Raw genomic sequence first — 25161 nt, forward strand, 5'->3', positions numbered from 1 at the left:
TGAGTTGTGAGAATAAAGAATAAAGAATAAAGAGTAAAGAGGGGAGATATGAAAATTCAAACTGAAACTGTACACTGCGACTGAAAACTGTGACTGAGACTGAATACTGAGACTACAACTGCGACTGAACACTGCGACTAAAAACTCACAACTCATAACTCATAACTCACAACTACTTAATCCACTTATCTACGATTGCCTTAAAGGTTTCCTTATACTGTTCTCCAACGGTTATTTCTGCTTTGTCGATAAAGATGGAGTTTTTACTGATGGCGCTTATTTTATCCAGGGAGGCAATGTAGGAACGGTGTATTCGCATGAATTTGGAAGAAGGTAATTTTTCTTCTAATGCTTTTAGGGAAATTAAGGATAACAACGCTTTTTGCGGGGCTTCCAGATGTACTTTTACATAGTCTTTTAAACTTTCAATATACAAAACATCCTTCAGGCTGACCCGTATCCATTGGTATTCTACCTTTAAGAAAATGAATTCATCGTCAATAACCGTAGGCAGATGGGAGGTTTCTTCGCATAATTCCAATACCTTGTTGGCGGCTCTTAAAAATTCTTCGTAGCTAAAAGGTTTTAAAAGATAATCGACGGCATTCACCCGGTAACCTTCGATTGCGTAATGATTGTAAGCGGTTGTGAAAACAATTTTTGGAGTCGTTCCCGGCTGTTCCTGTAAAAGCCTGGCGAGTTCCATACCCGTTAAGTTCGGCATGTTGATGTCTAAAAAAACCAGATCAGGCTGTTTCTCCCGAATGACACTCATGGCTTCCACGGCATTGTCGCAGCTGCTTGTTAATTGCAGAAACGGGGTTTGTTCGATAAAAGTTTCTACCAGCCGTAACGCCAGAGGTTCGTCATCTACTGCTATACATTTTAGTATGGTCATTTTTCTAAAGTTATTTTGAGGTTTACTTCATATTTACCGTCCTGGTTGATACCGCAATCCATCCAGTGGCGGTTCGGATAAATAAGCTGTAACCTTCGTTTTGTATTCGTTAAACCAATTCCTCCCGGATCGGAGTTTGCTGTTTTTTCGAAAAAAGTATTCACGACTTTAAACTCAAGATCGGTTTCTTTCTGCTTCAAGGTAATGATAATTTCGCTTTTATCCGTCGCATGTACCCCATGTTTGAATGCATTTTCAACCAGCGGCAGCAAAAGCATCGGAACAATCGGATAATCCGTGAGTTGTTCCGGCATATGGGTTACGATAGTTAATTTGCTATTGGCACGAAGCCGCATTAAGGCAATAAAATCTTTCATAAAATCGACTTCTTTCAGCAATGTCGTTCTCTCTCCTTCGGTGCTGTACAACAGGTAACGCATCATGCGGCTCAGGGTATGAAGCGCATTGCGCGAATCCTCAATATTGCTGTACGTCAGGGAATAAATACTATTCAGGGAATTGAAGAAAAAATGCGGATTAATCTGTGCTTTTAACATCGCCAGTTCCGCCATCGTTTTGTCCTGCTCCAGCTTTTGTTTGTGCTGTGCGGCTTTCTGCCAGTACTGTAACATTGCCCAGCTGGTGCTGATTCCCAAAACCAGAAGGGTAAAAGTAAATACCCAATTGTCAAAATAGTCACTCCTATATTTCTTGAATCCCAAAAGAGCGGCAATTTTATTATGAAGATCCGTTTGCGACGTATAAAAATAAGCGATCACCTGCATGGCAAAGATGACTGCAAAAGCCCAGACGAGATAGGAGGCCAGATTGCCTTTGATAATGGTTTTCGGAACCACTATTTTCGCATTCGAATAAAAAATAACAATCATAAAGAAAAGTACGATCGCCTGCCACAGCCAAAAGAACGTCGGCATGGTAATATTCCAGCTTAAAGGCGTGTAAAACAGCATGATAAACCCCAGTAAAAACCAGCTGAGAATATGTATTCCGGGAAATAAATAGGGTCTAAAGAAGTTTGTTTTCATTTTAATTTATTATTTTTAAGACAATATTACATTTTATATCAATACTATTTTTAACCAATCGCTCAATAGAGAATCAGAATCTTTCAAAACCATTTTAGAGCCGATGAGACAGAATTTAAACGCTTGTTTAGTTTTTTATAATTTCCATCGGGTGTTATGTTGTGTCTATCGATAGTTTACTGCTCTCCGTCTATTGGTCATTTTTTACATGTTATATTTTAGTTCCTTTGTTTTGTATAATCGATAATTTACCTATTATTTCCAATGAATAAGCAATCCTTTTTAAGCATTCTCGCAGTATCCGTTTTTATCGCATCATGTGGTAATAAAAGTGATAAGCCAGCCCAGGCCGGAGAAGCACAGCCAGTTAAAGAATATAAAACACTCGTTTTAGAGTCAAAATCAGCAACATTAAATACAGACTATCCGGCAAGTATTCAGGGACAGGAAAATATAGAAATCCGTCCAAGAGTAGAAGGCTATATTGAGAAAATATATGTTGACGAAGGTGCGGTTGTAAAAACCGGACAAACCTTATTTAAAATCAGTGCTCCCGAATACGAACAACAAGTCCGTACGGCAGCAGCCAGCATAAAAAGCGCTCAGGCAGCGGTGAGTACAGCAAAATTAGCGGTACAAAAAGTAAAACCATTAGTAGAAAAAGGAATTATCAGCAAATACGAATTAGAATCTGCCCAGTTCAACTACGAATCAGCCATGGCAACTTTAGCCCAGGCCAATGCCAGTCTGGTCAATGCCAAAACCAATCTAGGGTATACCACGGTAACAAGTCCGGTAAACGGTGTGGTGGGTTCCATTCCGTTTCGTTTGGGAAGCCTGGTAAGTTCCAATACGGCGGAACCTCTAACGACGGTTTCCAGTATCGGCAATGTGTATGCGTATTTTGCCATGAATGAAAAAATGCTTTTGAATTTTACGGATACCGATTCAGGCGTATCGCTGGCACAGAAAATCAAAAAACTACCGGCCGTTTCCTTATTGCTTTCAGACGGTTCGACCTATGATAAGAAAGGGAGTATTGAAACCATAAACGGATTGATCAATACAGAAACAGGTTCGGTAAACATCAGGGCCCGTTTTCCAAATCCACAGGGAATTATCAGAAGCGGAAGCAGTGTAACCGTACGAATTCCGAAAGCCATAAACGAGGGATTGTTAATTCCGCAGAGTGCTACTTTTGAACTTCAGGACAAACTTTTTGCAGTCGTAGTCGGAAAAGACGGGAAAACGAAAAACACCAATATTACAGTATTAGAGAACAGTGCTGCCGGAAATTATTATGTGGTAACGAGCGGACTAAAACCCGGCGATCAGATTGTTTTGGAAGGCGTAGCCGCTCTTAAAGACGGATCTCAGATTAAAACCCATAATGTAAGTGCAGAAACAGTTTACGCTGACTTAAAATAAGAAAATAAAATGTTTAAAATATTCATACAAAGACCTGTACTTTCGACAGTAATATCGGTTATTATTGTCATTCTGGGGGTTTTAGGGCTTATTGAGCTCCCTATTTCCCAATATCCGGATATCGCGCCGCCCACCGTAAACGTTTCGGCGAGTTACACCGGTGCCAATGCAGATGTGGTACTTAAAAGTATTGTAATTCCGCTCGAAGAACAAATCAACGGTGTAGAAAACATGACGTACATGACTTCTTCAGCGACCAACGACGGAAATGCGTCCATAAAAATCTTTTTTAAAGTAGGGACAAACCCCGATTTAGCAGCGGTAAACGTTCAGAACAGGGTTTCCAGAGCCACCAGTTTATTGCCGGTAGAGGTAACTCAGGCGGGGGTAACGGTAACAAAGAGTCAGAGTAGTAACCTGCTGATTTTCTCTTTATACAGTGACAATAAAGCCTACGATCAGACCTTTCTTCAGAATTATGCCAAGATCAACCTGGTACCACAAATCCAGCGTGTGGTTGGGGTGGGAGACGTAACGGTTTTCGGGGCGAAAGATTACTCCATGAGAATCTGGCTGAAACCCGATGTCATGCAACAATACAAACTGATTCCAAGCGATGTTTCGGCTGCTTTGGCCGAACAAAATATCGAAGCGGCACCGGGTAAATTCGGGGAGAACGGGAATCAGGCTTTTCAATATGTAATTAAATACAAAGGACGTCTGACCAGTGCCACGGAATTTGGCGATATCATCATCAAATCGGTTGGAAACGGACAAATGTTACGCCTGAAAGATGTCGCGAAAGTGGAGTTGGGATCGCTTAGTTATACATCAACAATTAAAACAAACGGTGTAGAATCAGCAGCGATGGCCATCAGCCAGACTCCGGGATCGAATGCACGTGATGTCATCAACAATTCCAAAAAACTGATTGAAGAAGCGGCAAAGAACTTCCCAAAAGGAGTAAAATATACCATTCTGGTTGACGTTAACGAAAATCTGGATGCTTCTATCGAAAAGGTAATCCACACCCTGATCGAAGCCTTTATCCTGGTTTTTATTGTGGTTTTTATTTTCCTTCAGGATTTCAGATCCACACTGATTCCGGCGATTGCCGTTCCGGTGGCGATTGTAGGTACATTTTTCTTCCTGAATTTATTTGGGTTTACCATAAACCTGTTAACGCTTTTTGCGATGGTACTGGCGATTGGTATTGTGGTCGATGATGCGATTGTCGTCGTCGAGGCGGTGCATGCCAAGCTCGATCATGGCTATAAATCGTCTAAAAAAGCAACGATTGACGCAATGAACGAAATTTCAGGTGCGATTATCTCAATTACGCTGGTTATGGCGGCCGTATTTATTCCAGTGACGTTTATCAACGGATCAACAGGAGTTTTCTACAAACAGTTTGGTATCACCTTAGCGGTAGCAATTATCCTTTCGGCTATTAATGCATTGACTTTAAGTCCGGCTTTGTGTGCTTTACTTTTAAAACCACATGCTGACGATCACAAACATAAAAGTTTTATTCAGCGATTTTATACTTCGTTTAACGTTGCATTCGACAATGTAACGGAACGCTACAAACGTTCGGTTAGTTTCCTTTCCGTAAAAAAATGGATTGTATTAGCGGCGATTATTATTGCAGGTGCAGCCTTATTTTATATGATGAAAACCACACCGTCCGCTTTCGTTCCCGCGGAAGATCAGGGAACTGTTTTTGCCAACATTAGTTTGCCGCCATCGGCTTCTATGGAACGTTCCGACGTGATCGCCAAGAAAGTCGACAGTATTGCGAAAACCATTCCGGGAGTGAAGAATACGCTTCGTATTGTAGGACAGAACTTTACCGCAGGAGCGGGTAGTGCCTACAGTATGGTTATTGTAAAACTGGAAACCTGGGACAAACGTGACTTAAGTGTCAATGACGTTATTGGTCAGCTTTTTGCCAAAACAAGCGGTATTCGCGAAGCCAATATCTTCTTCATTTCTCCGCCAACGATTCAGGGATTTGGACAAAGTGGCGGATTCGAATTTCAATTGCAGGATAAAGGAGGGCATACGACAGCAGAATTCTTTAAAGTGAATACGGAATTCCTGGAAAAGTTATCCAAACGTCCTGAAATACAATATGCAACAACACCTTTTAATCCCGGCTTTCCACAATATATGATGGAAATTAATTTGGCCAAAGCGAAAGATGCAGGAGTGACCGTCAATTCGATTCTGTCCACGATGCAGGGCTATTACGGTGGATTGTATGCTTCGAACTTTAATAAATTCGGAAAACAATACCGTGTAATGATCCAGGCTTCCCCGGAATTCCGTACCAATACAGAAGGACTGAACAAGATCTTTGTCAGAAACAGTTCCGGAACCATGGCGCCGATAACGGAATTTGTAAAAATGACCAGGGTTTTCGGACCGGAAGCCATTTCAAGGTTTAACTTATTTACGTCGATTGCCATTACGGGTGCGCCAAATCCGGGCTTTAGTTCGGGAGACGCGATTAAGGCGATTCAGGAAGTAGCGGCCGAAAATCTACCGGCAGGTTACGGCTATGAATTCTCCGGATTAACCCGTGAGGAATTGGCTTCAGGAAGTGAAACAATTTTCATTTTTATTCTGTGTCTGGTGTTTGTTTACTTCCTGTTAAGTGCACAATACGAAAGTTATATTTTACCGTTTGCGGTATTATTCTCCATTCCGTTTGGATTGGCAGGTGCTTACTTATTCTCGATTATATTCAAATTAAACAGTAATATTTACCTGCAGATTTCCTTAATCATGCTGATCGGATTGCTGGCCAAGAACGGAATTTTGATTGTGGAGTTTGCCTTAGAGCGAAGAAGAAAAGGATTGCCGATTGTTCAGGCCGCCGTTGAAGGAGCCGTAGCGCGTCTGCGACCAATTCTAATGACCTCTTTTGCCTTTATTTTAGGACTTGTGCCTTTGATGTTTGCTTCAGGAGCCGGTGCCGTGGGGAATAAATCCATCGGAACAGGAGCTGTTGGGGGAATGTTAATCGGAACCATCTTAGGAGTATTCGTTATTCCGGTCTTGTTTATCGTTTTCCAGACGTTACAGGAAAAAGTAAGTGGTCCGGCCAAAGAAGGCTATGACGAAGATGATGACGAGGAAGAACCACTATTAGACGCTCACAAGGAGTAATAATTAAATTAAGAAAAAAGATGACTCACAGTTCAAATAAATATATACTTCTGGTACTGGCAGCCGCGATTTTAAGTGCGTGTTCCGTGACCAAAAAATACGAACGCCCCGCAAGTGTCTCGACCGAAAAGTTGTTTCGTGATGAGACTTCGGCCGATACCACATCACTGGCAGCGATGCCGTGGCAGAGTGTTTTTAAAGATGCAAAACTTAACGCTTTGATTCAGAAAGGACTCGATCAGAACCTGAACCTGAAAAATGCGATCGAAAATATCATTCAGGCACAGGCGACTTTACGTCAGAGCAAACTGGCGTATTATCCGACCTTAAACCTGGATGCGAATGTAACACGTAACAAACAATCGGAAGCAGGTCTTAACTTCCCACCGGGAATCAATATCAATACGTTGACCACGACCTACAAACTGGGTGTGAGTACCTCCTGGGAAGCCGATATCTGGGGAAAACTGAGCAGTTCCAAAAGAGCTGCGCTGGCGACCTATCTGGCTACAGATGCCGCCAAACAAGCGGTTCAGACCCAATTGATTTCGGATATTGCCAATAATTATTTCCTGTTATTGTCTTTGGACAAACAGCTGGAGATTACCGAAAAAACACTGGAAAGCCGTATTAAAAACGTAGAAACGATCAAATCCCTGAAAGAAGGGGCCATCGTCACCGGTGCCGCTGTGGTGCAGAGTGAAGCCAACCGTTATGCCGCAGAAGTGCTCATTCCGGATTTAAAGCAAAGCATTCGCGAAACCGAAAACGCCCTGAACATTTTGATGGGACAGGGACCCGGAACTATCGAAAGAGGGGTTTTGGCCGATCAGGTAATTCCTGAAAATATTAAAGTGGGTGTATCGTCCCAGTTACTGGAAAACCGTCCTGATGTCCGTCAGGCCGAGTTTAATTTCAGAACGGCTTTCGAAACTACTAATCTGGCAAGGACTTATTTTTACCCGAGTCTGACGCTTACGGCAAGTGGCGGTTTTTCGAATTTAGAATTGAAAGATTTTTTCAGTAACTCTGTTTTTTACTCTATTATTGGAGGATTGACACAGCCGCTTTTCAATCAGGGTTTAAACAAAGCCAGACTGACAACGGCACAATCGAAACAGTTACAGGCACTGAATAATTTCCAGCAAAAGCTTTTGGTAGCGGGTCAGGAAGTTTCAAATTCCCTGTACGCCTATCAGATGGCAGTTGAAAAACAGGAATCGAGAGCCAGACAAATTGAATCATTAGAAAAAGCAGTCGATTATACACAACAGCTTTTAGAATACAGTTCTGCAACGAATTATACAGATGTATTGACTTCGGAACAAAATCTGTTGTCGGCGCAATTAAGCGGTGTAAATGACAATCTGCAGAAGTTACAAGCGCTGGTTAACCTGTACCGTGCTTTAGGTGGCGGATGGAAATAATTTTCCGGAGCGCCGTCGTTAATTAATTTTTGGTTAAAAAACGTCTCAATTTTTTGAGGCGTTTTTTTTTTAGTCTTCGACTCCACTCCCCCTGACACCAGTTTTGAATTAGACATCTTTATTCTTATAGAAATTATTGTCACCCTGAGCGGAGTCGAAGGCTTTTATAAATGAAAAGGGCTTCGACTACGCTCAGCCTGACACTAGGTTTGAATTAGACATTTTTATTCTTATAGAAATTATTGTCACCCTGAGCGAAGTCGAAGGCTTTTATAAATGAAAAGGGCTTCGACTACGCTCCCCCTGACACTACGTTTGAATTAGACATCTTTATTCTTATAGAAATTATTGTCACCCTGAGCGAAGTCGAAGGGCACCCACGTGTCGTCGAAGGCTTTTTTGCATGAAAAGGGCTTCGACTCCGCTCCCCTGACACCAGTTTTGAATTAAACCTGCGAGTTACTATATTAGTACCCCAGATAAACCAATCGCCAATTTTAAAAACAAAGCCAAAAACAAGTTGAAATGGAGAATATTACAGTAATAATCATGTTGTTGTTCGGGGTTGCCTTCCTGAGCCTTTTGAGCAAAAGATATAATTTTCCCGTTCCAATCGTGCTGGTACTTTGTGGAGTTACCATTAGTATTATACCGGGACTTCCTGTAATTGCCTTAAATCCCAACGTGGTTTTTATTATATTTTTGCCGCCGCTTTTATATCATGCTGCCTGGTATACGAGCTGGTCTGATTTTAAGCAGGCGGTGCGTCCGATCACGCTTGCGGCTGTCGGTTTGGTTCTTTTTACCACGGTTGCCGTTGCCATTGCGGCACACTGGCTGATCGATGATATTTCATGGCCGCTGGCCTTTTTGCTTGGTGCCATTGTTTCTCCGCCCGATGCGGTTTCTGCAACGGCCATCACCAAAGGATTGGGTTTACACCCAAGGCTTATTGCGATTCTCGAAGGTGAAAGTCTGCTAAACGATGCCAGCGGACTTGTAGCCTATAAATATGCGCTTACCGCGATTACAGCCGGGAATTTTGTGCTTTGGCAGGCCGGACTGAATTTCTTTATCATGTCGACGTTGGGGATTGCGATTGGTTTAGGAGTAGGTTATGTCATGAGTATTATTCATAAAAAATTTGTCTGTGACGATATTATTGAAGCAACGCTTACTTTACTGACGCCTTTTTCCTCTTATTTAATTGCAGAGCATTTTGAATGTTCGGGTGTTCTGGCTGTCGTGACAACAGGGTTGTATCTTTCGGCACGATCTGGTACGATTTTCACGCACGAAAGCCGCATTATAACCAACACGATCTGGAGCGTGCTGACTAATATTTTAAACGGTTTGATATTTATCTTAATCGGACTTCAGCTGCGTGCTATTATAGAAGGAATAGGCCATTACTCGGGAATGTCTTTGTTCATTTGGGGTGCTTCGGTCAGTATTGTGGTGATTGTCGTCCGGTTTTTGTGGGTGGTTCCGGCCACGCTGGTTCCGAGGTTTTTAAGTAAAAGAATCCGCGAGAAAGAAGAATTTGATTACCGCAACATGATTGTTTTCGGATGGTCGGGAATGCGCGGGGTGGTTTCGATGGCTGCTGCTCTGGCTTTGCCGTTAACCATCAATGATACGGAAGCGTTTCCGCTACGGAATCTGGTCATTTATCTGGTATTCTGCGTGATCTTATCTACATTAGTCATTCAGGGGCTTACACTGCCTTGGTTGATCCGTAAATTAAAATTAGAACCTTATTCCATTTTGGCAGAAGAATACGGAATCCGCAATATAATTGTTTCGGAAACAATTGCCCATATCGAAGATAATTTTTCACTGTTGAATGATGATCTGCTGCACAATATCAAAAGCAAATACGAGGTAAAATTCAACCGTTTGCAGAAAACCGAATTACCGGCCAATTTCTTCGGAAAAGGAAAAGTCATGGGCGGCGAAATCTTCAATGATTTTACCAAATTACAAATTGATCTGCTCAATGTAGAGCGTTCCAAACTCGAAGTCATGCACAAAAAAGGTTCCGTAAACGAGGAAATTTTCCGTAAAATCGAAAAAGAACTCGATCTAGAAGAAACCCGCCTGTGGATGGAAATGTATGAAAACTAATGATAAACAAAACCTCTGATGTCTTACTGAATCAGAGGTTTTACTTTTGTGCCTATAAGTTCGATGGCGTTCATTAATTGTGAATGCGTAAGTCCCGCATTGTCCATCTGGAAAGTAAATCTCGAAATTCCGCCCAGTGCATCGCTGTGGCGTAAAATTTTCTCAGCTACCTGCTCGGGATTTCCAAGAACAAGTACTCCTTTTTCATCGGTCAGGTAATCGAATTTTTCTTTTGTTACGGGCGGCCAGCCACGTTCCAGTCCTAATTTGGTCCAGAGTTCGGCATAACCGGGATAATATTCTGCTACAGCACTTTCGTTTGTGGCTGAAACATAACCGGGCGAATGTAAACCGACTTTTAGTTCTTCGGGTTTAAAACCGTTGGCTTGTCCGGCTTCGCGGTACAAATCGATTAAAGGGCGAAAACGGTGTGTTTGTCCGCCAATCACGGCCACCATCAAAGGCAAACCTAAAGTTCCGGCTCTGACAAACGATTCCGGGCTTCCGCCAACACCCAGCCAAACGGGTAATTTTTCCTGTATCGCTCTCGGATAAACGGGTAAATTATTCAAAGGGGCACGGAATTTTCCGGACCAGGTGACAAATTCATTATCGCGGACCTGCAGTAACAGTTCGAGTTTTTCCTTGAAAAGTTTATCGTAATCGTTCAGTTCAAATCCGAAGAGTGGATAGGCTTCAATCGAAGAGCCACGGCCTACGACAATTTCAGCCCTTCCTTTGGAAATCAGGTCCAGCGTTGCAAAACTTTGGTACACCCGCACCGGATCTGCGGCGCTCAGGACGCTCACGGCACTCGTAAGCCTGATTTGTTTCGTCCGTGCTGCAGCGGCACTCAGTATTACAGCCGTAGCCGAATCTAAAAATTCTTTTTTGTGGTGTTCGCCAATTCCGAAAACGTCAAGTCCGACCTGATCGGCAAACTCAATTCGCTGAAGCAGTTGCTCCATGGCCTCTACACTGCTAAGTGTGTTGTTATCGCCGTACATCGCCGACGCAAAACTGTCTATTCCTATTTCGATCATGACGTAAAGATACTAAATTCAGCCTTTTTACGGTTACGAAATTGTTTTGAAAACCCTAAAATTTTGATAAAAATGTCAGGCTTTTTCCTGTTGCTTTTTGATGTACTCACGGTGGGATTTTCCCCAATTGATCATTTCGGTTATAATTGGCCCGAACGATTGGCAGTACGGAGTGGACTCGTAAAGGATAGCCACTTTGGCATCACGGTCTTCTATTCTCTGGACCAGATTATTAAGTTCCATATCCTTTAATTCCTTCGACAACATACGCGACGTAATCCCCGGAATACTCTGCTGAATCTCCGTAAACCGATGATTGCCATTACAAATCGAATTGATGATCGGCAGTTTCCATTTTCCACCTAAGACGTAGATGGTGTCCTGCAGGGCCTGGACTTCTTCTTTCTGGTTTCTTTGCATTGAGTTATTTCTTTTAAACAATAACAAAAATACAATAATCGAGATTTATGATTGATTTATTAGTTGCAAAGATTTAATGTTTCTGTGTGTAATCTTTCAAAATCTTCGTTTTCAATTGCGAGGATCTTATTTTCATCTAAATTATTTAAGACAAAGAGCTCTACATTTTCATACTCTTTTGCTATTCTAATATTTTGCGCCATTTGCTCTCTATTGATATTCCATCCATAAACAACAACCATTTTATATTTCAGCTTTTCAGATATTTTAATTCCCTGAACATTGTCTTTATCAAAATGAATCCAGGCATTTTTACCTTTAATTTTATTAATAAATTCGTTTTTGGTTTTTAAGTAAGATGCTAAATCCCTATTCCAACCTAAATTTGTTTTTAAATCAAAATAATGAGTCAAAACATTTTCAGAATTTATAATAGATAAATCTGGTTTAAATGTAGTAGCTTTTCCATTTTTACTAAAACGTATTGAAGTTACTTTATCCACTAAATATTGTAAATCCAATCTGTTAATTTTTGTAGCTAAATAGAGTGCAAATAAATCTTCGACGTAACCAGAAGTTACATGAGCCATTCCTCTTTGAATATTATAACCTCCGTCACCTTCGATTAAGTTTTTAGCATTTTGAGTGTATAAATGTATTTTTTCGACAAATTCTTCTTGAGTCATTTGTAAATAAGATAGTTAATTAATATTCTTCGGAAAGTTCTTTAGTTGATAAATCATAAGTTTGAAAATATATAGGAATTGATAACTTTTTCCTTATATGTTTGATATAATTTTTAGCATCATCTAAATCTCCAAGTTTTTGCGAAACAATAATTAATTTATTTGCATTTTCCTTATCTATCCAAAAACAATATTCTATTAATTGACCAATTGCTTCTCTGATTGAAGTTCTGGTTGAATTATATGCTTTAATTTCATAGAAAATATATTCATTATTATTTTTAATCACTAAATCAATTCTATTATTTGAATATCCAGTATCTAACTCTGTACTTATATTTTCAGATCCGTATTGTGATTTTAAAATTGTTTTTAATCCATCGCAAATAGCTTTATGTACGTAAGTAACTTCGATTGCTTTTGGTGTTCTATTATAATGAGAATTTTTTATAATTGCATCTTCATTATTTTTAGGTTTTTTTTCTGAATCTGAGATAAAGGTAAAACTGTTATCTAGTTTATCTGTTCTAAACTCTTCTCTATAATTGGCAAAAGTATAGCGCGATAATTCATAGATTTTACTGTTTTTTGGTAATTCAAAATATGCACTATTAAAATTGATATCTCTAGGTGAAAATTTTATATTAAATAAATCAACGCCATTCCACTCAGAAAAACCTTTTGCATTTGCTCCGCAATCAATTATTTGAGATTGCATTTCATTATGCCAATTATTCTCAATGTATCTGTTCTTTATTTTTTGCGCATGATTATCATCGATTACTTCTACATTATTAATTTCCCCAATCCAATATCTTTTTTTAGTAATACTATCAATTGTATACAACCAAACATTATAAATATTATTTGTATAAGCTTTTTGTTGCTTTCTAATAGGCTCTAAAAAACCATAATGGAAGCCGTCAATTAATTTGCTAGTATCAAATAACCATTCTTCATGTCCATAACCAAATTGACCTTCATGAGTTTTTTTATTTTTGCTTTTTCCTTTTAAACCGGATGGTTTTACCCATCCATTTTCATTCCATGTTATTCGAGCAATCCTTTTTTCATTTTTGGCTGTGCTGTCAATCTTATTTCCAATTTCTTTAAACGTCATAGTTAAATTCTGATTTATTATTTAATCTTTTTTAAAACAGATAACAATCTAGGAATTTTATCTACTTGAGTTTCCGTCCAAAATGTATAGTTTAGAATTTTATCATCATCATAACTATTTAATTTTATAGTGATTTTTTTATTTTTTTCATAAACCAAATAATACATTGTCATTTCTTTTGCTTTGAAAATAAATTCAGAAGACTTATCTTTTAATTTTAAATCAAGATTTGGAATAACATTATCTTCAACAAAACTTATAAATTCTTCAATTTCATCAATTCCAATCCAAGCAGTTTTAAAGGTTTCGGGATTTTTAATGAACATATCTACCTGCAGAGCATTTACTTTTGTACCTGTTTTTATATCAATAACTTCTATTGGATAAAAATTTACATATTCTCCTATTCCAGATTTAAACTCTGCGGTTGTATTCCAATCTTTATTGATTCTTGTAAATTGTGCTTTGTCAATAAATATTCTTGTCGAAGATTCTACATTTTCTTTTTGTGAATAAGAAATAATAGAAAATAAAATGAAAATGAGCGTTAAGGTATTTTTCATAATATTATGATTTTGAGTATTAAGTTTATTTGTATAAACAAAGATTACATTTTAGTTATAATGTATTTGACGGAAATCCATAACCACAAATATTTATTACCAACAAGTGTAAACGAATTACATAAACAACACAATACGTATTTATACGGGTATTTCAAATAACAGAAAAATAAAAACCCGTGCCGCTAAGATGTCCTACGCTGTAAAGAGAGCGTCGCAGTTGTTTCCAATACCGCCACCATACCGCACGGGTAAAAGTTTTTTTTGATAGCATTTTTTGTGATTAGAAAAAAAGAACCCGCACAGCTAAGGTGTTCCTACGTTACAAAGTGCGTTGCGGTTGTTTCCAATACCGCCACCATACTGCACGGGCAATTTTTCTTGGTGGCATTTTTGTATTTAGAGGCTGCAAATATATAAAAAAAATATAGTATTTTATTTACAATTTATTTTCGTAATCGTTCTTCTGAAACTGAGTGCCCTAGCCCTGATGGAAGCGGCATCCTTTTGTGGCGGTGTTCGCCATAAAAGATACAGCGGACAGCAGGAATCAGCTCCTCATAAACAACCAAACTCCCCTCGGAAAACCTGAAAACGGTATACTCCATGATACCATCAAAAAACGAATATCTTTTCCGATTTAACTTTGTCCCGTTAATTTAAAAACATAAAAAATGGACAATTTAAAAAATAAAGTAGCCGTCATTACAGGCGGAAACAGCGGGATCGGATATGCAACAGCCAAACAATTTAAAGAGCAGGGCGCAACGGTGATCATCACCGGAAGAAGAAAAGAAGCGATTGAAGCAGCGGCTTTGGAATTGGGCGTGACCGCGATTGTGGCCGACCAGTCCAATATAGCGGATATTGAAAATCTGGCTGCGAAAGTAAAAGCAGATTTTGGTACGGTGGATATTCTCTTTATCAATGCCGGGATTACGGGTACAGGCACCATTGAGCAAGCCACAGAAGTTTTATTTGATGGTATAATGAATGTAATTTTTAAAGGCGCTTATTTTACGTTAAGCAAATTTATACCTCTTTTAAAAGACGGCGCATCAGTAGTGTTCCTTTCTTCGAATACGGCAAGTATGAGTTATGCCGGCACATCGATTTATTCGTCTGGTAAAACGGCCCTTAATGCAGTGATGAAAATTGCTGCTTTGGAGTTAGCTCCAAGAAAAATCAGGGTGAATTCGGTTAGCCCGGGGCCAACGGAAACGGAAATAATGAAAAAAGTTGGTTTGAATGAAGCGGAAGTTAAAACGTTGATGGATACAATTATCGATCATATTCCGCTAAAAAAAATGGGAACTTCAGAAGACGTTGCCAAAATGGTTTCGTATCTAAGCAGTGATGCCGCAACTTTCATCACCGGTGCCGATTTTATTATGGATGGGGGAATGGTGCTGGCTTAAATTTTTGTTTCAGGTTTCAGGTTGTGGAGGTTTAACCGCAACGCACGCAAGGGTTAACGCAAGGTTCGCAAAGTTATTTAGATATAGCTTTGCGATCGTTGCGTTTTATACGGTTCCTATTATCAAAAAAACCTTCATCCCGATAGCTATCGCGAGCAAAGTTATTTACGTACAGCTTTGCGATCGTTGCGTTTTATACAGTTCCTATTATCAAAAAAACTTTGCTCCCGATAGCTATCGGGATTGCGGTTAAAATACCAGCTGTCCATTTCAACCTGCTCTTTGTCCGTTTCAGCTTTTTTCTGATTGTAAAACGATGAGGGTCAGGATATCTTTGACAAAGAAATTAACGAATCAATACTTTAAAAATCAAAAAGAATATGAAAACTATACGAAACAAAATCGCCTTTATTGCAGTCCTTTTGCTAAGTGTAAATTTTAGCAATGCACAATCGGAAAAACAAACCAATACAATCGAAGTAAGCAGTTCGCTGGGCACCTTAAAACAAATTAATGCAGGACTATTGAATGTGGGGTATACCGAAGCCGGTCCTGCAACGGGAAGTCCGGTCATTTTGCTTCACGGCTGGCCTTATGATATTCACAGTTATCAGGAAGTGGTGCCGATTTTAGTGGCGAAAGGCTACCGGGTGATTACGCCTTATTTAAGAGGTTTTGGTACGACTCGCTTTCTGTCGGATGCTACTTTCAGAAACGGACAGCAGGCTGCTTTGGCCACTGATGTTATCGCATTGATGGACGCTCTTAAAATTAAAAAAGCAACAATTGGCGGCTTTGACTGGGGAGCGAGAACAGCCGTTGCGTTAGCTGCACTCTGGCCGGAACGCGTAAACGGACTGGTTTCGGTAAGCGGATATCTTGTGGTAAATCTGGAAGCGAACTTAAAACCGCTGCCTCCAACAGCAGAATACGGCTGGTGGTATCAGTATTATTTTGCTACGGAAAGAGGAAAAACCGGATACACCCAAAATACTTATGAATTCAATAAACTGATCTGGAAACTGGCTTCCCCAATCTGGAATTTCGATAAAGCGACTTACGATCAGACGGCACAGTCTTTTGATAATCCCGATCATGTGGCTATTGTAATCCACAATTACAGATGGCGTCAGTCGCTTGAAGCGGGAGAACCTAAATACGACAGCCTCGAAAAACGACTCGCTGCAAGACCTGAAATTACAGTTCCGGCGATAACCATCGGTAGTGATTTTGACGGTGCTTTTGCCGATGGGAAAGCGTATGCGAACAAATTTAAAGGGAAATACGAACACCGAATCTTAAAAGGAATCGGACATAATGTGCCTCAGGAAGATCCGAAAGCTTTTGCACAGGCTATTATTGATGCAGATGGATTTGGGAAATGAAGAGTTAAGTTATGAGTTAGGAGTTAAGAGTTAGGAGTAAAGAATATAGAATATAGAATATAGAATATAGAATATAGAATATAGAATATAGAATAGACGATAAACAACAAACGATAAACAATAAACAAAAACAACAAACAATTTAAAAATTACAATCATGGAAAATTCAAACATCCCACAACCGGAAAAAATTCTTTATACCGGGAAAACACATACAACAGGAGGGCGCGAAGGGGCTTCCAGAAGTTCAGATGATAAACTGAATGTGAAGCTGACTTCTCCGGGTTCTTCGGGAGCGGGAACCAATCCGGAACAGTTATTTGCTGCCGGATGGTCGGCCTGCTTTATAGGGGCCATGGGCATTGCAGCCGGAAAAATGAACCTCAGACTGCCGGCAGAAACGGCCGTAGATACCGAAGTAGATTTGGCGGTAACCGCCGGAGAATATTCCTTACAGGCGCGTTTAAACATCAGCCTTCCGGGGGTAGAACCTGAAACAGCCAAAGCAATTGCGGCCGAAGCGCACAAGACTTGTCCGTATTCTAAAGCGACAAGAGGAAATATTAATGTGGAGATTACTATTCTTTAGTTCGGTAAAAAGAAAACCTCTTCCATCGAAGGGGTTTCTTTTTATGATCCTAAATTTAGAAATAATGAAAAAAATAAAAATATCTTCCCTTTTTGCGAGCTTCTTACTGCTAATCGGAATGAGCAGTTGTGCCCAGAATAATCCGGATCAAAAGACCGCAAAAGGAATTGCCGTTTTGGAGTTGTTTACCTCGGAAGGCTGTTCCAGTTGTCCGCCGGCAGATGAGCTGATGGGGAAAATTCAAAATGAAAATAAAAACGACCAGGTGTATGTGCTGGCATATCACGTCGATTATTGGGACAGACAGGGCTGGAAGGATATTTTCGGTAATCCGGAGTATACCAGGAGACAATACGATTACGCCAAATGGCTCGGAAAACAACCCGTTTATACGCCTCAGGTTGTTGTAAACGGTAAAAAGGATTATATTGGCTCTGATGAATTTACGATTCGAAATGCAATCAGCAATGTCCTTTCCAAACCTGCAGCTGCCGAAGTAGCTTTGAAGACAACTGCGGTCAATAATAAACTGAAGGTAAATTATACCGTAAACGGGATTTCCAAAAACAGCCGACTACTGCTGGCTTTGGTACAGAAATCAGCCAAAAGCAATGTGAAAAGAGGAGAAAACGCCCATCGGATTTTGTCGCATTACCAGATTGTAAAAGAACTTCATAATGTTGCACTAAAAAATAACGGAAACGGAAGTACCATTGTTGCCGCGCCAAAAGATTTTACAGCCAAAGATTTTGAAGTAATTGGTTTTGTTCAGGATACGAATTTCGGAGCGATTTTAGGCGCTGCAAGAGCCGAAAACAACTAAGTGAGAAATCAATTTAGCACTATAAAATTTTCAAAATAAGCTTACCTTTGGGTAGGCTTTAATGATTTATACGACAATGGAAAAACAGAAAAAACGCTTTGAGGTATCCGGAAAGGTTATATGGGGAAGTTCCATATCGCTGGCCGTTCTGGCTTCGGTACCTAAATTATTTGATTCCTTTTCGACACCCGGAGATATTGTCATTAATTCCTCTATTACGCTGTTGTTTTCGGTTTTTATTTGGTATTACAACATTTATAGCCTGCCGAAATTTTCATCACAACGCACCTCCAAAAACCTGTTCAACGGAAAACTTTTGCTGAGCGTTCTTTTGGGTATCGTGATGATGGTGATATTGGTAATCGCGCATCAGGAACTTTTTGAGGTTTCGAAAATGGATGCGCCGATCATGTTCGAATTGAGAGGGCTTCTCATCAACCTGATTGTGTATATGTTCCTGCACCTGCTTTTTCAGAACTATCAGACCCAGCAGCTGGGCGTGGAGCTGGAACTCACTAAAGCAGTAAACCTCGGAGCGCAATATGAATTACTGAAACAACAGGTGAATCCGCATTTTTTGTTTAACAGCCTGAATACCTTGAAATCAATGGTCGATATCAACGATCCGATGAGTTCTGATTTTATCTTAAAACTTTCTGATTTTTACCGCTTTACACTCGAAAGCAGAAAAATGGACCTGATTCCGCTTCGCGAAGAACTTCAGATTTTGGATTCTTATGTGTATTTGCTGAAAGCCCGATTTGAGGATGGATTTGTTTTGGTGAATGAAGTCGATCCGAAACAATACGATTCGGCTGTTCCGCCTTTTACGCTGCAGCTGCTGATCGAAAATTGTATCAAACACAATATTGTATCGCTGGATAAACCTTTAGTCATTAAATTGTACAGCGAAGGTGATTTCCTGGTGGTCGAAAATCAGATTCAGCTGAAAAGAGGGGCTTTATCCACCGGAGTCGGTCTGGATAACATCAATCAGCGTTTCCTGCATTTGATCCGTAAAGAGATTGAAATTGATAAAAATGAAACTACTTTTAAAATAAAAATTCCAATGATCTATGACTATCATAATAATTGAAGACGAGGTAAAAACGGCCAGGGCCCTTGGCCAGCTTATTCTGAGTATCAGGCCCGATGCGCAGATTTTGTCGTACATACAAAGTATTGACGGTGCGGTCAGTTACCTGCAGGAAAACGACCAGCCCGATCTTATTTTTATGGATATTCAGCTGGCAGACGGCCAGTGTTTTGAAATTTTCAAAAATGTGGAAGTGCTGTCACCGGTGATATTTTGCACCGCTTTTGATGACTATGCGATTGAGGCATTCAAATCAAACGGAATCGATTATGTACTGAAACCTTTTTCGAGAGAAAGTATTGCCCAGGCCATTAAAAAAGCAGGAGAACTGAAAAACTTTTTTCAGCGCAACAAAAAGGCAATGCCCGATTTCGATTATTTACTGACGCGGACAGGCGAGAATACAGGGAAGAGCAGTTTTTTGGTTTTTAAAAATAATAAATACCAGACAGTACAAACTGAAAACATTGCGTTCTTCTATATCAAATATGAAACGCCAACGATCATGACGCTGGATAAAAATGAATATCAGATTACACAATCGTTAGACGAGGTTCATAAATTATTGTCCCCCACCCAATTCTTCAGAATCAACAGGCAATATCTGGTGAATTTTTCAGCCATCAGGGAGGCAGAACATTATTTTTCGCGCAAACTGATTATCAAATTGACAATTCCGACCGAAGAAAAACTACTGATCGGAAAAGAAAAAGCAACCGCTTTTTTAAGCTGGCTCGAAAACCGATAACCCATTAATTTTTTCCGGGAAAGGATCAATTAACAGGTTATGAAAGAAGTTGAGAATTTATAATTCAGGAAACATAAAACAGCTCAAAAAGAAAAGAGCCGATAATATAAAACTTACGATTAAGATGATTTTTTTCATTGTGAGGATTTAAATTTTACTAAAATAAATTGCCCGCGACCAGATCCCGGCCAATTTTTTTGGCACTACTTTGAAGTTAGTCTGCCTGAATTGCGGCAGGGCTGTAAGTAGCGGTATATAGTTTCCTAAACATGAAATAAGTAACGCTTACCATTACAAAAGCAATAATAGCATCGATTGTAGCAGGAAAACCCAACACACAGATTTTGGATACAAAGGCAAATAGGATATCGAAAAAGACACCGGCAAATACCCATTCTTTTAATCGAAGCAATTTGTTTGGAATCAGTAAGGTGATTACTCCGGCTATTTTGAATACCCCCAGCAAATAGATAAAATGTGCGGGATACCCTAACTGTTGTGTAATTCCCCAGACGATTGGGTTTGTAGTCAGTTCGAAGAAACCGCTGGCGCCAAACCATAAAGAAGTTAATACAATTCCTGTCCAGTAAATAATTTTTGTTGTTTTTGAGTTCATAATTTTTATATTTTAAGTTATTTAACAGGACAAAATTGTGGCTTTTGTGCTAAATAAAATAGTAATATAATGCCCAACCGGACAAAATGAACTTCGAAGCAGACAATGGTTATAGTGGAGTTTTTTTTTAACCGCTAAGCACGCAAAGATTTACGCGATCCCGATAGCTATCGGGAGCAAAGTTTTACTGCTACTTGTGTTGTATGTTCGCAAAGTTGAAAGGCTAACTTTTTTAGCATTATATAAGCCTTGCGAACTTAAACTATACTCAAGGTATATCAAAAAAAACCTTTGCGAACATTGCGGTAAAAAACACTCAAAGCAATGCTCGCAAAGTTGAAGGCTAACTTTTTCAGCAGTACATAAGCCTTGCGAACTTAAACTATACTCAAGGTATATCAAAAAAAAACCTTTGCGAACATTGCGGTAAAAAACACTCAAAGCAATGTTCGCAAAGTTGAAAGGCTAATTTTTTTAGCAGTACATAAGCCTTGCGAACTTAAACTATACTCAAAGTATATCAAAAAAAACCTTTGCGAGCATTGCGGTAAAAAACACTCAAAGCAATGCTCCGGTTTCGGTAATCAAAACCTGCATAAGCTCTTCGGCACTATAGTGTTTTAAGCCACTTGTATTTTGCCCCGACCAAAAACTGATCATTTCTGTTTTTCCCTGTGCCAGAGCTGCGGCTTTCAAAGGAGCAATTAACCTCGTCTGTAATGGAAAAGGCAAAACTTCCGTTTCAAAAGGAACAGCATCCGATATCCGGTTGCTTAACATGCGGCCCATTCTTCCCGTAAGCGATTTTGAAACCGTAGTAGGATTGGCGGTACCGGATAACAGCACTTGTTTGTGAAGTGGTGTTGCTCCCGATTCCTCTGTCACCATAAAGGCAGTACCCAGTTGTACGGCATCGGCTCCCAAAGTCATCGCGGCTGCAATACCTTTTGCATTAATAATACCTCCGGCTGCGATAATGGGCGTTTTTGTTTTCGCTTTTAGCTGTTGTAAAAGGGTGAAGAGTCCCGTGAAAGAATCCTGGGCAGGTCTCAAAAACGAAGGCCTGTGTCCGCCGGCTTCAAATCCTGAAGCCACAATAGCATCTACCTGCGCTTCTTCCAGAGCAAGGGCTTCTTCTAAAGTGGTGGCCGCCCCAACCGTTTTAATGCCTAATCTTCGGCTTTCGTTCAGGATTTCTTTAGACGGAATTCCAAAAATAAAACTGAAAACAGCAGGTTTGATTTCGAATAAAGTTTCCACCTGTTTTTCAAATTTCGACGGAATAGCAGCAGAAAGATCCGGTAACGGAATTCCGAACTCATCAAAATAAGGTTTGAAAAGCAGTTTGATTTTCTCTAATTTTTCGGGTGGATAATTAACCAGTGCCTGATCCACATCGTTGACCCATAAATTGATATTGTAAGGTTTCGTAGTGCGTTCTTTTATGACTTTTCCGGCTTCCAGAATTTCTTCGGGAGTCAGCGTATAGGCACCATAACTTCCCAGTCCGCCGGCATTGCTGACCGCAGCCAGTAAAGCGGCCGTTGAAAAACCAGCACCCATCGGACCCTGCAGAATAGGATACTGTATGCCCAGTAATTGTGTTATTTTAGTTGAATTCCACATCACAGCTTAATTTACGTGTGTTAGTAATTTGTTTACAATCACCCATTTGCCATCAACAACAGCAAGACTAAGCTGATCATAATAGTTATAGTCAAAGATCGGAACTTTCACTTTAGCCACAGCCGTATTATTGATGACTTCTAAAGATACGATTTCCATATTGAATTTTTCTCCGAGTTCCTGAGGACTCTTGCGGCTTTTTACGCCTTCCAGATACTGATCCAGCGTTTTAAAATAAGGCACTCCCTTAATGTCTCCAACGATTAGCGCTTTTGGGTGAAAAGTCTTTTCCAGTAAAGCAGCATCACCCTTGTAAATACCATTGAAGTAATTCATAATTAGCGCAGTAATCAAAGCTGCACTGGTACTAAAATTGTCCATAATTTTTGGATTTAAATAAACCCGCCGGGTGTAATTGATTACAACTACTGTTTTTGAATTACACCCAACAGGCTTAAGGGATTAAAAATTAAAGTATACTGTGACCGGCAACGTGTCCGCCATCTAAATTAATAATTTCTCCGGTAACAAAATTACTTTCAGCCAGATAGAGTGCCAATTCGGCTACATCGCTGGTTTCACCGATGCGGTTCAGCAAGTGCAAACCGGCCAAGGTATCGGCATTGTCTACTCCGGTTTTGGCCTGCAGCGGACTTCTGATGATGCCGGGCGCTATGGCGTTGACACGGATATTGTTTTTTCCGAATTCAGCGGCAAGCTGTCGGGTCAGTGCGTGGATTCCGCCTTTGCTAGAAATTGGAGCCGTAGCCGGGAAACCGTCAATGGCGTGATCTACCAATACCGTTCCGATATTGATAATCGAACCCTGACCTTGCAGCAGCATTTGTCTTACAGCCGACTGACTGGTAAAAAAAGTTCCTTTAAGATTGATGCCTAAAAAACGATCCAGGTCTTTCTCCTCAACCTCCAGAAAAGATTTTGGTTCGAAAATTCCCGCATTATTAATCAGTACATCTACACCGCCAAAACGGGCTATGGCAGTGTCAACCAGTTTTTTTCCGGTTGTGATAAGACTAATATCTCCAGCCACCATCGCTACTTTCTCCGGATTTCCTAATTCCTGATAAGTAGCTTCAAGGTTAGCTGAATTCGCTGAGTTGATCACGAGATTATGTCCTTTTTCCAGAAATAACTGAGCGATTGATTTTCCGATTCCGGTAGAAGCACCGGTGATTATGATTGTTTTCATTGTTGTGTTTTTTTATTGCTTATTTTTTCTGTGCGGTAATTCCTTTTTCACGAAGCACAGAAACCTGTTCTCCTGCAAAACCCCAGTCGTCTAATTCAATTTCCTGAATGACAACATGTGTCAGACTCGGATCTTTATCTAAAACATCAGTAATAAGGGTGGTAATTCCGGCTATCAGCTGTTGTTTTTGTGCTCTTGTAACACCTTCACGTGTCACTTCTATTTTTACGTATGGCATGATTTCCGGGAATTAAGCAAGTGTTGCTGTAACGTCTACGTCCAGTTCAAACTCATTGTAGATAAGTGTATCTCCAAGGTTAGTGAAGAAATTTCCGGAACGGAATTTCATATCGTATTTGGTACGGTCAACGATAATTTTACCGGCCGCTTTCAGTTCGTCTCCGCTGGTTTTTACTTCCAAATTGAATCCAATCGGATGTGTGATCGCTTTGATGGTTAATTTGCCTTCTACAAAATAGTTTGTATCAGATTGTCTGGCTGCTGAAGTAATGGCTAAAGAAGCGGTGTGGAATTTATCTGTGGAGAAAAAATCATCAGAAGCCAGGTGTCCGGCAAATTGCTGGTTGGTTGCGGGATCGGTTACGTCAAGGATTACGATAGAAGTAGTATCTATTACTACATTTCCTCCGGTAAACTCTCCGTTGCTGAAGGTGAAGTTTCCTTCCTCAATATCAATTGTTCCATTGTGTGCACCGGTTACTTTTTTACCGGTCCAGTTTACATTGCTTTGTGTAGTTGCAATTTTAAAATTTTGAGTTTCCATAGTATTGTATTTTTAAATTGTTATTAATTTATAGTACAAAGGAATGGCGATTCTCAAAATTGGTTACGTGATGTAGATCACATTCGTAAAAAGGCTATTTGGAAGCATTATACAACCGGCTTAACGTTTCGCGGGAAACGCCCAGATAAGCGGCAATTAAATGTTTGGGAACGGTATTGTAGAGGGCAGGGTAGAGTGCCAGAAGTTCTTCGTATCGGGTTTTGGTATCGTTATTCATAAAGGAAAGTAATCTTTTCTGGGCAGCGACATACCCTCTGTTGGTTCTCCACCTGAAGAAATGTTCCACCTGATGCAATTCGCTGCAGATTTTCTCGCGGTCACTGTTAGAGAGTGAAAGTATTTCAACATCCGAAACACAATCTACGTTTATGGTCGCTTTGGTTTTATTGTAAAGTGCCGCATAATCAGAGGCCCACCAGGTGGGCATGGCAAATTGCAGGATGTACATTTTGATCTCGTCATTGACAAAGAAAGCTTTCAGGCAGCCGTCAATCACAAAATATTCTTTGTCGACTACATCTCCTTCACTAATAATACTTTGCCCTTTTTTAAAAGTTTCCGGTTTAAAATGCGAAAAGAAATAATCAAATTCATCGTCTGTAAGTGACGCAATTTTTAGGACGTGTTCTTTTAAAAGGGCTTTGGCGTGCATTTGTTTTGAATTTAGCTAAACGAAATTACAAATTAAATGATTGTCGAAATTAAATCGGTGAAATATTTGTTTGACTGGAACAGGTTGTGGGCGTTTAACCGCGAAGCACACAATCCCGATAGCTATCGGGATATGCAAGGTTCGCAAAGTTTTTCTGCCACAGATTTTTAATCATGCATCGCGATAAATATCGTGCCGCAAAGTTATTATAGATACAGCTTTGCGATCGTTGCGTTTTACAAGGTTCCTAAGATAAAAAAA

At 40.0% G+C, this 25161-nt stretch carries 24 protein-coding genes; 10 read left to right on the plus strand and 14 right to left on the minus strand.

The features are described 5' to 3' along the window. Positions 1 to 172: 172 nt before the first annotated feature. Both LPB89_RS17150 and LPB89_RS17155 read right to left on the minus strand, forming a co-directional pair. Complete coding sequence (locus LPB89_RS17150; RefSeq protein WP_230702912.1) at positions 173 to 898, minus strand: LytTR family DNA-binding domain-containing protein; 726 nt, start codon at positions 896 to 898, stop codon at positions 173 to 175. Further along, positions 895 to 1944 carry a sensor histidine kinase gene (locus LPB89_RS17155; RefSeq protein WP_230702913.1) on the minus strand — a complete coding sequence of 350 codons (1050 nt, stop codon included), beginning with the start codon at positions 1942 to 1944 and terminating at the stop codon, positions 895 to 897. The genes LPB89_RS17150 and LPB89_RS17155 overlap by 4 nt, the downstream gene beginning before the upstream one ends. 264 nt (positions 1945 to 2208) lie before the next feature. On the opposite strand from LPB89_RS17155, the gene LPB89_RS17160 reads away from it, so the two are divergent. The 4 genes from LPB89_RS17160 (at position 2209) to LPB89_RS17175 (ending at position 10100) form a co-directional block, all read left to right on the plus strand. Next, complete coding sequence (locus LPB89_RS17160; RefSeq protein WP_230702914.1) at positions 2209 to 3372, plus strand: efflux RND transporter periplasmic adaptor subunit; 1164 nt, start codon at positions 2209 to 2211, stop codon at positions 3370 to 3372. Between the two features lie 9 nt (positions 3373 to 3381). Further along, positions 3382 to 6546 (plus strand): efflux RND transporter permease subunit, encoded by a 3165-nt coding sequence (locus tag LPB89_RS17165; protein ID WP_230702915.1) that lies wholly within the window; start codon positions 3382 to 3384, stop codon positions 6544 to 6546. Between the two features lie 20 nt (positions 6547 to 6566). Further along, on the plus strand, positions 6567 to 7973 hold the full coding sequence (locus LPB89_RS17170) for an efflux transporter outer membrane subunit (protein ID WP_230702916.1): 1407 nt from the start codon (positions 6567 to 6569) through the stop codon (positions 7971 to 7973). Between the two features lie 525 nt (positions 7974 to 8498). Then, positions 8499 to 10100 (plus strand): Na+/H+ antiporter, encoded by a 1602-nt coding sequence (locus LPB89_RS17175; RefSeq protein ID WP_230702917.1) that lies wholly within the window; start codon positions 8499 to 8501, stop codon positions 10098 to 10100. A gap of 23 nt (positions 10101 to 10123) precedes the next feature. On the opposite strand, the gene LPB89_RS17180 is transcribed toward LPB89_RS17175, so the two are convergent. The 5 genes from LPB89_RS17180 to LPB89_RS17200 form a co-directional block, all read right to left on the minus strand. After that, positions 10124 to 11140, minus strand: a complete 1017-nt coding sequence (locus LPB89_RS17180) for an LLM class flavin-dependent oxidoreductase (protein WP_127336828.1) — start codon at positions 11138 to 11140, stop codon at positions 10124 to 10126. Positions 11141 to 11218: 78 nt separating this feature from the next. Further along, positions 11219 to 11563: a helix-turn-helix domain-containing protein gene (locus tag LPB89_RS17185; RefSeq protein ID WP_230702918.1), complete on the minus strand. Its 345-nt coding sequence runs from the start codon at positions 11561 to 11563 to the stop codon at positions 11219 to 11221. Positions 11564 to 11622: 59 nt separating this feature from the next. Further along, positions 11623 to 12249, minus strand: coding sequence for a hypothetical protein (locus LPB89_RS17190; protein ID WP_230702919.1), 627 nt, complete (start codon positions 12247 to 12249; stop codon positions 11623 to 11625). Between the two features lie 19 nt (positions 12250 to 12268). Further along, the gene (locus LPB89_RS17195; protein WP_230702920.1) at positions 12269 to 13369 is read right to left on the minus strand and encodes a hypothetical protein; all 1101 of its coding nucleotides are present in this window, start codon (positions 13367 to 13369) and stop codon (positions 12269 to 12271) included. Positions 13370 to 13386: 17 nt separating this feature from the next. Then, complete coding sequence (locus LPB89_RS17200; protein ID WP_230702921.1) at positions 13387 to 13932, minus strand: hypothetical protein; 546 nt, start codon at positions 13930 to 13932, stop codon at positions 13387 to 13389. A 674-nt stretch (positions 13933 to 14606) separates the two neighbouring features. On the opposite strand from LPB89_RS17200, the gene LPB89_RS17205 reads away from it, so the two are divergent. The 6 genes from LPB89_RS17205 to LPB89_RS17230 all read left to right on the plus strand — a co-directional run bounded on the left by LPB89_RS17205 (position 14607) and on the right by LPB89_RS17230 (position 19991). Then, positions 14607 to 15350 carry an SDR family oxidoreductase gene (locus tag LPB89_RS17205; RefSeq protein WP_230702922.1) on the plus strand — a complete coding sequence of 248 codons (744 nt, stop codon included), beginning with the start codon at positions 14607 to 14609 and terminating at the stop codon, positions 15348 to 15350. 380 nt (positions 15351 to 15730) lie between these two features. Further along, positions 15731 to 16735, plus strand: coding sequence for an alpha/beta fold hydrolase (locus LPB89_RS17210; protein WP_230702923.1), 1005 nt, complete (start codon positions 15731 to 15733; stop codon positions 16733 to 16735). A 157-nt stretch (positions 16736 to 16892) separates the two neighbouring features. After that, positions 16893 to 17324, plus strand: a complete 432-nt coding sequence (locus tag LPB89_RS17215; RefSeq protein ID WP_230702924.1) for an organic hydroperoxide resistance protein — start codon at positions 16893 to 16895, stop codon at positions 17322 to 17324. 64 nt (positions 17325 to 17388) lie between these two features. Beyond that, complete coding sequence (locus tag LPB89_RS17220) at positions 17389 to 18147, plus strand: thioredoxin family protein (protein WP_230702925.1); 759 nt, start codon at positions 17389 to 17391, stop codon at positions 18145 to 18147. Between the two features lie 76 nt (positions 18148 to 18223). Further along, positions 18224 to 19243, plus strand: a complete 1020-nt coding sequence (locus LPB89_RS17225) for a sensor histidine kinase (protein WP_230702926.1) — start codon at positions 18224 to 18226, stop codon at positions 19241 to 19243. Then, on the plus strand, positions 19224 to 19991 hold the full coding sequence (locus tag LPB89_RS17230; RefSeq protein WP_230702927.1) for a LytTR family DNA-binding domain-containing protein: 768 nt from the start codon (positions 19224 to 19226) through the stop codon (positions 19989 to 19991). Before LPB89_RS17225 ends, LPB89_RS17230 begins: the two co-directional genes overlap by 20 nt. Before the next feature lie 214 nt (positions 19992 to 20205). Here the strand turns inward: LPB89_RS17230 and LPB89_RS17235 are convergent, their stop codons facing one another. The 7 genes from LPB89_RS17235 to LPB89_RS17265 form a co-directional block, all read right to left on the minus strand. Then, complete coding sequence (locus tag LPB89_RS17235) at positions 20206 to 20607, minus strand: DoxX family protein (protein ID WP_127336577.1); 402 nt, start codon at positions 20605 to 20607, stop codon at positions 20206 to 20208. Between the two features lie 558 nt (positions 20608 to 21165). Next, on the minus strand, positions 21166 to 22233 hold the full coding sequence (locus tag LPB89_RS17240; protein WP_230702928.1) for a nitronate monooxygenase family protein: 1068 nt from the start codon (positions 22231 to 22233) through the stop codon (positions 21166 to 21168). A 6-nt stretch (positions 22234 to 22239) separates the two neighbouring features. Next, positions 22240 to 22614, minus strand: coding sequence for a nuclear transport factor 2 family protein (locus LPB89_RS17245; protein ID WP_230702929.1), 375 nt, complete (start codon positions 22612 to 22614; stop codon positions 22240 to 22242). 88 nt (positions 22615 to 22702) lie between these two features. Beyond that, positions 22703 to 23443 carry an SDR family NAD(P)-dependent oxidoreductase gene (locus tag LPB89_RS17250; protein WP_230702930.1) on the minus strand — a complete coding sequence of 247 codons (741 nt, stop codon included), beginning with the start codon at positions 23441 to 23443 and terminating at the stop codon, positions 22703 to 22705. A gap of 19 nt (positions 23444 to 23462) precedes the next feature. Continuing rightward, positions 23463 to 23681 carry a 4-oxalocrotonate tautomerase family protein gene (locus LPB89_RS17255; protein WP_127336573.1) on the minus strand — a complete coding sequence of 73 codons (219 nt, stop codon included), beginning with the start codon at positions 23679 to 23681 and terminating at the stop codon, positions 23463 to 23465. Positions 23682 to 23693: 12 nt separating this feature from the next. Further along, the gene (locus LPB89_RS17260; protein WP_230702931.1) at positions 23694 to 24227 is read right to left on the minus strand and encodes a YceI family protein; all 534 of its coding nucleotides are present in this window, start codon (positions 24225 to 24227) and stop codon (positions 23694 to 23696) included. A 94-nt stretch (positions 24228 to 24321) separates the two neighbouring features. Next, entirely contained in the window at positions 24322 to 24900 is a 579-nt protein-coding gene (locus LPB89_RS17265; protein WP_230702932.1) for a Crp/Fnr family transcriptional regulator, read from the minus strand. Positions 24901 to 25161 lie beyond the last annotated feature (261 nt).

Source organism: Flavobacterium sp. ENC, assembly GCF_020991415.1.
Taxonomy (GTDB): Bacteria; Bacteroidota; Bacteroidia; order Flavobacteriales; family Flavobacteriaceae; genus Flavobacterium.

Excerpts from the sequence above, each read along its gene's own strand:
- LPB89_RS17150 (WP_230702912.1), bottom strand. The coding sequence starts at position 898 with ATGACCATACTAAAATGTATAGCAGTAGATGACGAACCTCTGGCGTTA.
- LPB89_RS17155 (WP_230702913.1), bottom strand. The coding sequence starts at position 1,944 with ATGAAAACAAACTTCTTTAGACCCTATTTATTTCCCGGAATACATATT.
- LPB89_RS17160 (WP_230702914.1), top strand. The coding sequence starts at position 2,209 with ATGAATAAGCAATCCTTTTTAAGCATTCTCGCAGTATCCGTTTTTATC.
- LPB89_RS17165 (WP_230702915.1), top strand. The coding sequence starts at position 3,382 with ATGTTTAAAATATTCATACAAAGACCTGTACTTTCGACAGTAATATCG.
- LPB89_RS17170 (WP_230702916.1), top strand. The coding sequence starts at position 6,567 with ATGACTCACAGTTCAAATAAATATATACTTCTGGTACTGGCAGCCGCG.
- LPB89_RS17175 (WP_230702917.1), top strand. The coding sequence starts at position 8,499 with ATGGAGAATATTACAGTAATAATCATGTTGTTGTTCGGGGTTGCCTTC.
- LPB89_RS17185 (WP_230702918.1), bottom strand. The coding sequence starts at position 11,563 with ATGCAAAGAAACCAGAAAGAAGAAGTCCAGGCCCTGCAGGACACCATC.
- LPB89_RS17190 (WP_230702919.1), bottom strand. The coding sequence starts at position 12,249 with ATGACTCAAGAAGAATTTGTCGAAAAAATACATTTATACACTCAAAAT.
- LPB89_RS17195 (WP_230702920.1), bottom strand. The coding sequence starts at position 13,369 with ATGACGTTTAAAGAAATTGGAAATAAGATTGACAGCACAGCCAAAAAT.
- LPB89_RS17200 (WP_230702921.1), bottom strand. The coding sequence starts at position 13,932 with ATGAAAAATACCTTAACGCTCATTTTCATTTTATTTTCTATTATTTCT.
- LPB89_RS17205 (WP_230702922.1), top strand. The coding sequence starts at position 14,607 with ATGGACAATTTAAAAAATAAAGTAGCCGTCATTACAGGCGGAAACAGC.
- LPB89_RS17210 (WP_230702923.1), top strand. The coding sequence starts at position 15,731 with ATGAAAACTATACGAAACAAAATCGCCTTTATTGCAGTCCTTTTGCTA.
- LPB89_RS17215 (WP_230702924.1), top strand. The coding sequence starts at position 16,893 with ATGGAAAATTCAAACATCCCACAACCGGAAAAAATTCTTTATACCGGG.
- LPB89_RS17220 (WP_230702925.1), top strand. The coding sequence starts at position 17,389 with ATGAAAAAAATAAAAATATCTTCCCTTTTTGCGAGCTTCTTACTGCTA.
- LPB89_RS17225 (WP_230702926.1), top strand. The coding sequence starts at position 18,224 with ATGGAAAAACAGAAAAAACGCTTTGAGGTATCCGGAAAGGTTATATGG.
- LPB89_RS17230 (WP_230702927.1), top strand. The coding sequence starts at position 19,224 with ATGACTATCATAATAATTGAAGACGAGGTAAAAACGGCCAGGGCCCTT.
- LPB89_RS17235 (WP_127336577.1), bottom strand. The coding sequence starts at position 20,607 with ATGAACTCAAAAACAACAAAAATTATTTACTGGACAGGAATTGTATTA.
- LPB89_RS17240 (WP_230702928.1), bottom strand. The coding sequence starts at position 22,233 with ATGTGGAATTCAACTAAAATAACACAATTACTGGGCATACAGTATCCT.
- LPB89_RS17245 (WP_230702929.1), bottom strand. The coding sequence starts at position 22,614 with ATGGACAATTTTAGTACCAGTGCAGCTTTGATTACTGCGCTAATTATG.
- LPB89_RS17250 (WP_230702930.1), bottom strand. The coding sequence starts at position 23,443 with ATGAAAACAATCATAATCACCGGTGCTTCTACCGGAATCGGAAAATCA.
- LPB89_RS17255 (WP_127336573.1), bottom strand. The coding sequence starts at position 23,681 with ATGCCATACGTAAAAATAGAAGTGACACGTGAAGGTGTTACAAGAGCA.
- LPB89_RS17260 (WP_230702931.1), bottom strand. The coding sequence starts at position 24,227 with ATGGAAACTCAAAATTTTAAAATTGCAACTACACAAAGCAATGTAAAC.
- LPB89_RS17265 (WP_230702932.1), bottom strand. The coding sequence starts at position 24,900 with ATGCACGCCAAAGCCCTTTTAAAAGAACACGTCCTAAAAATTGCGTCA.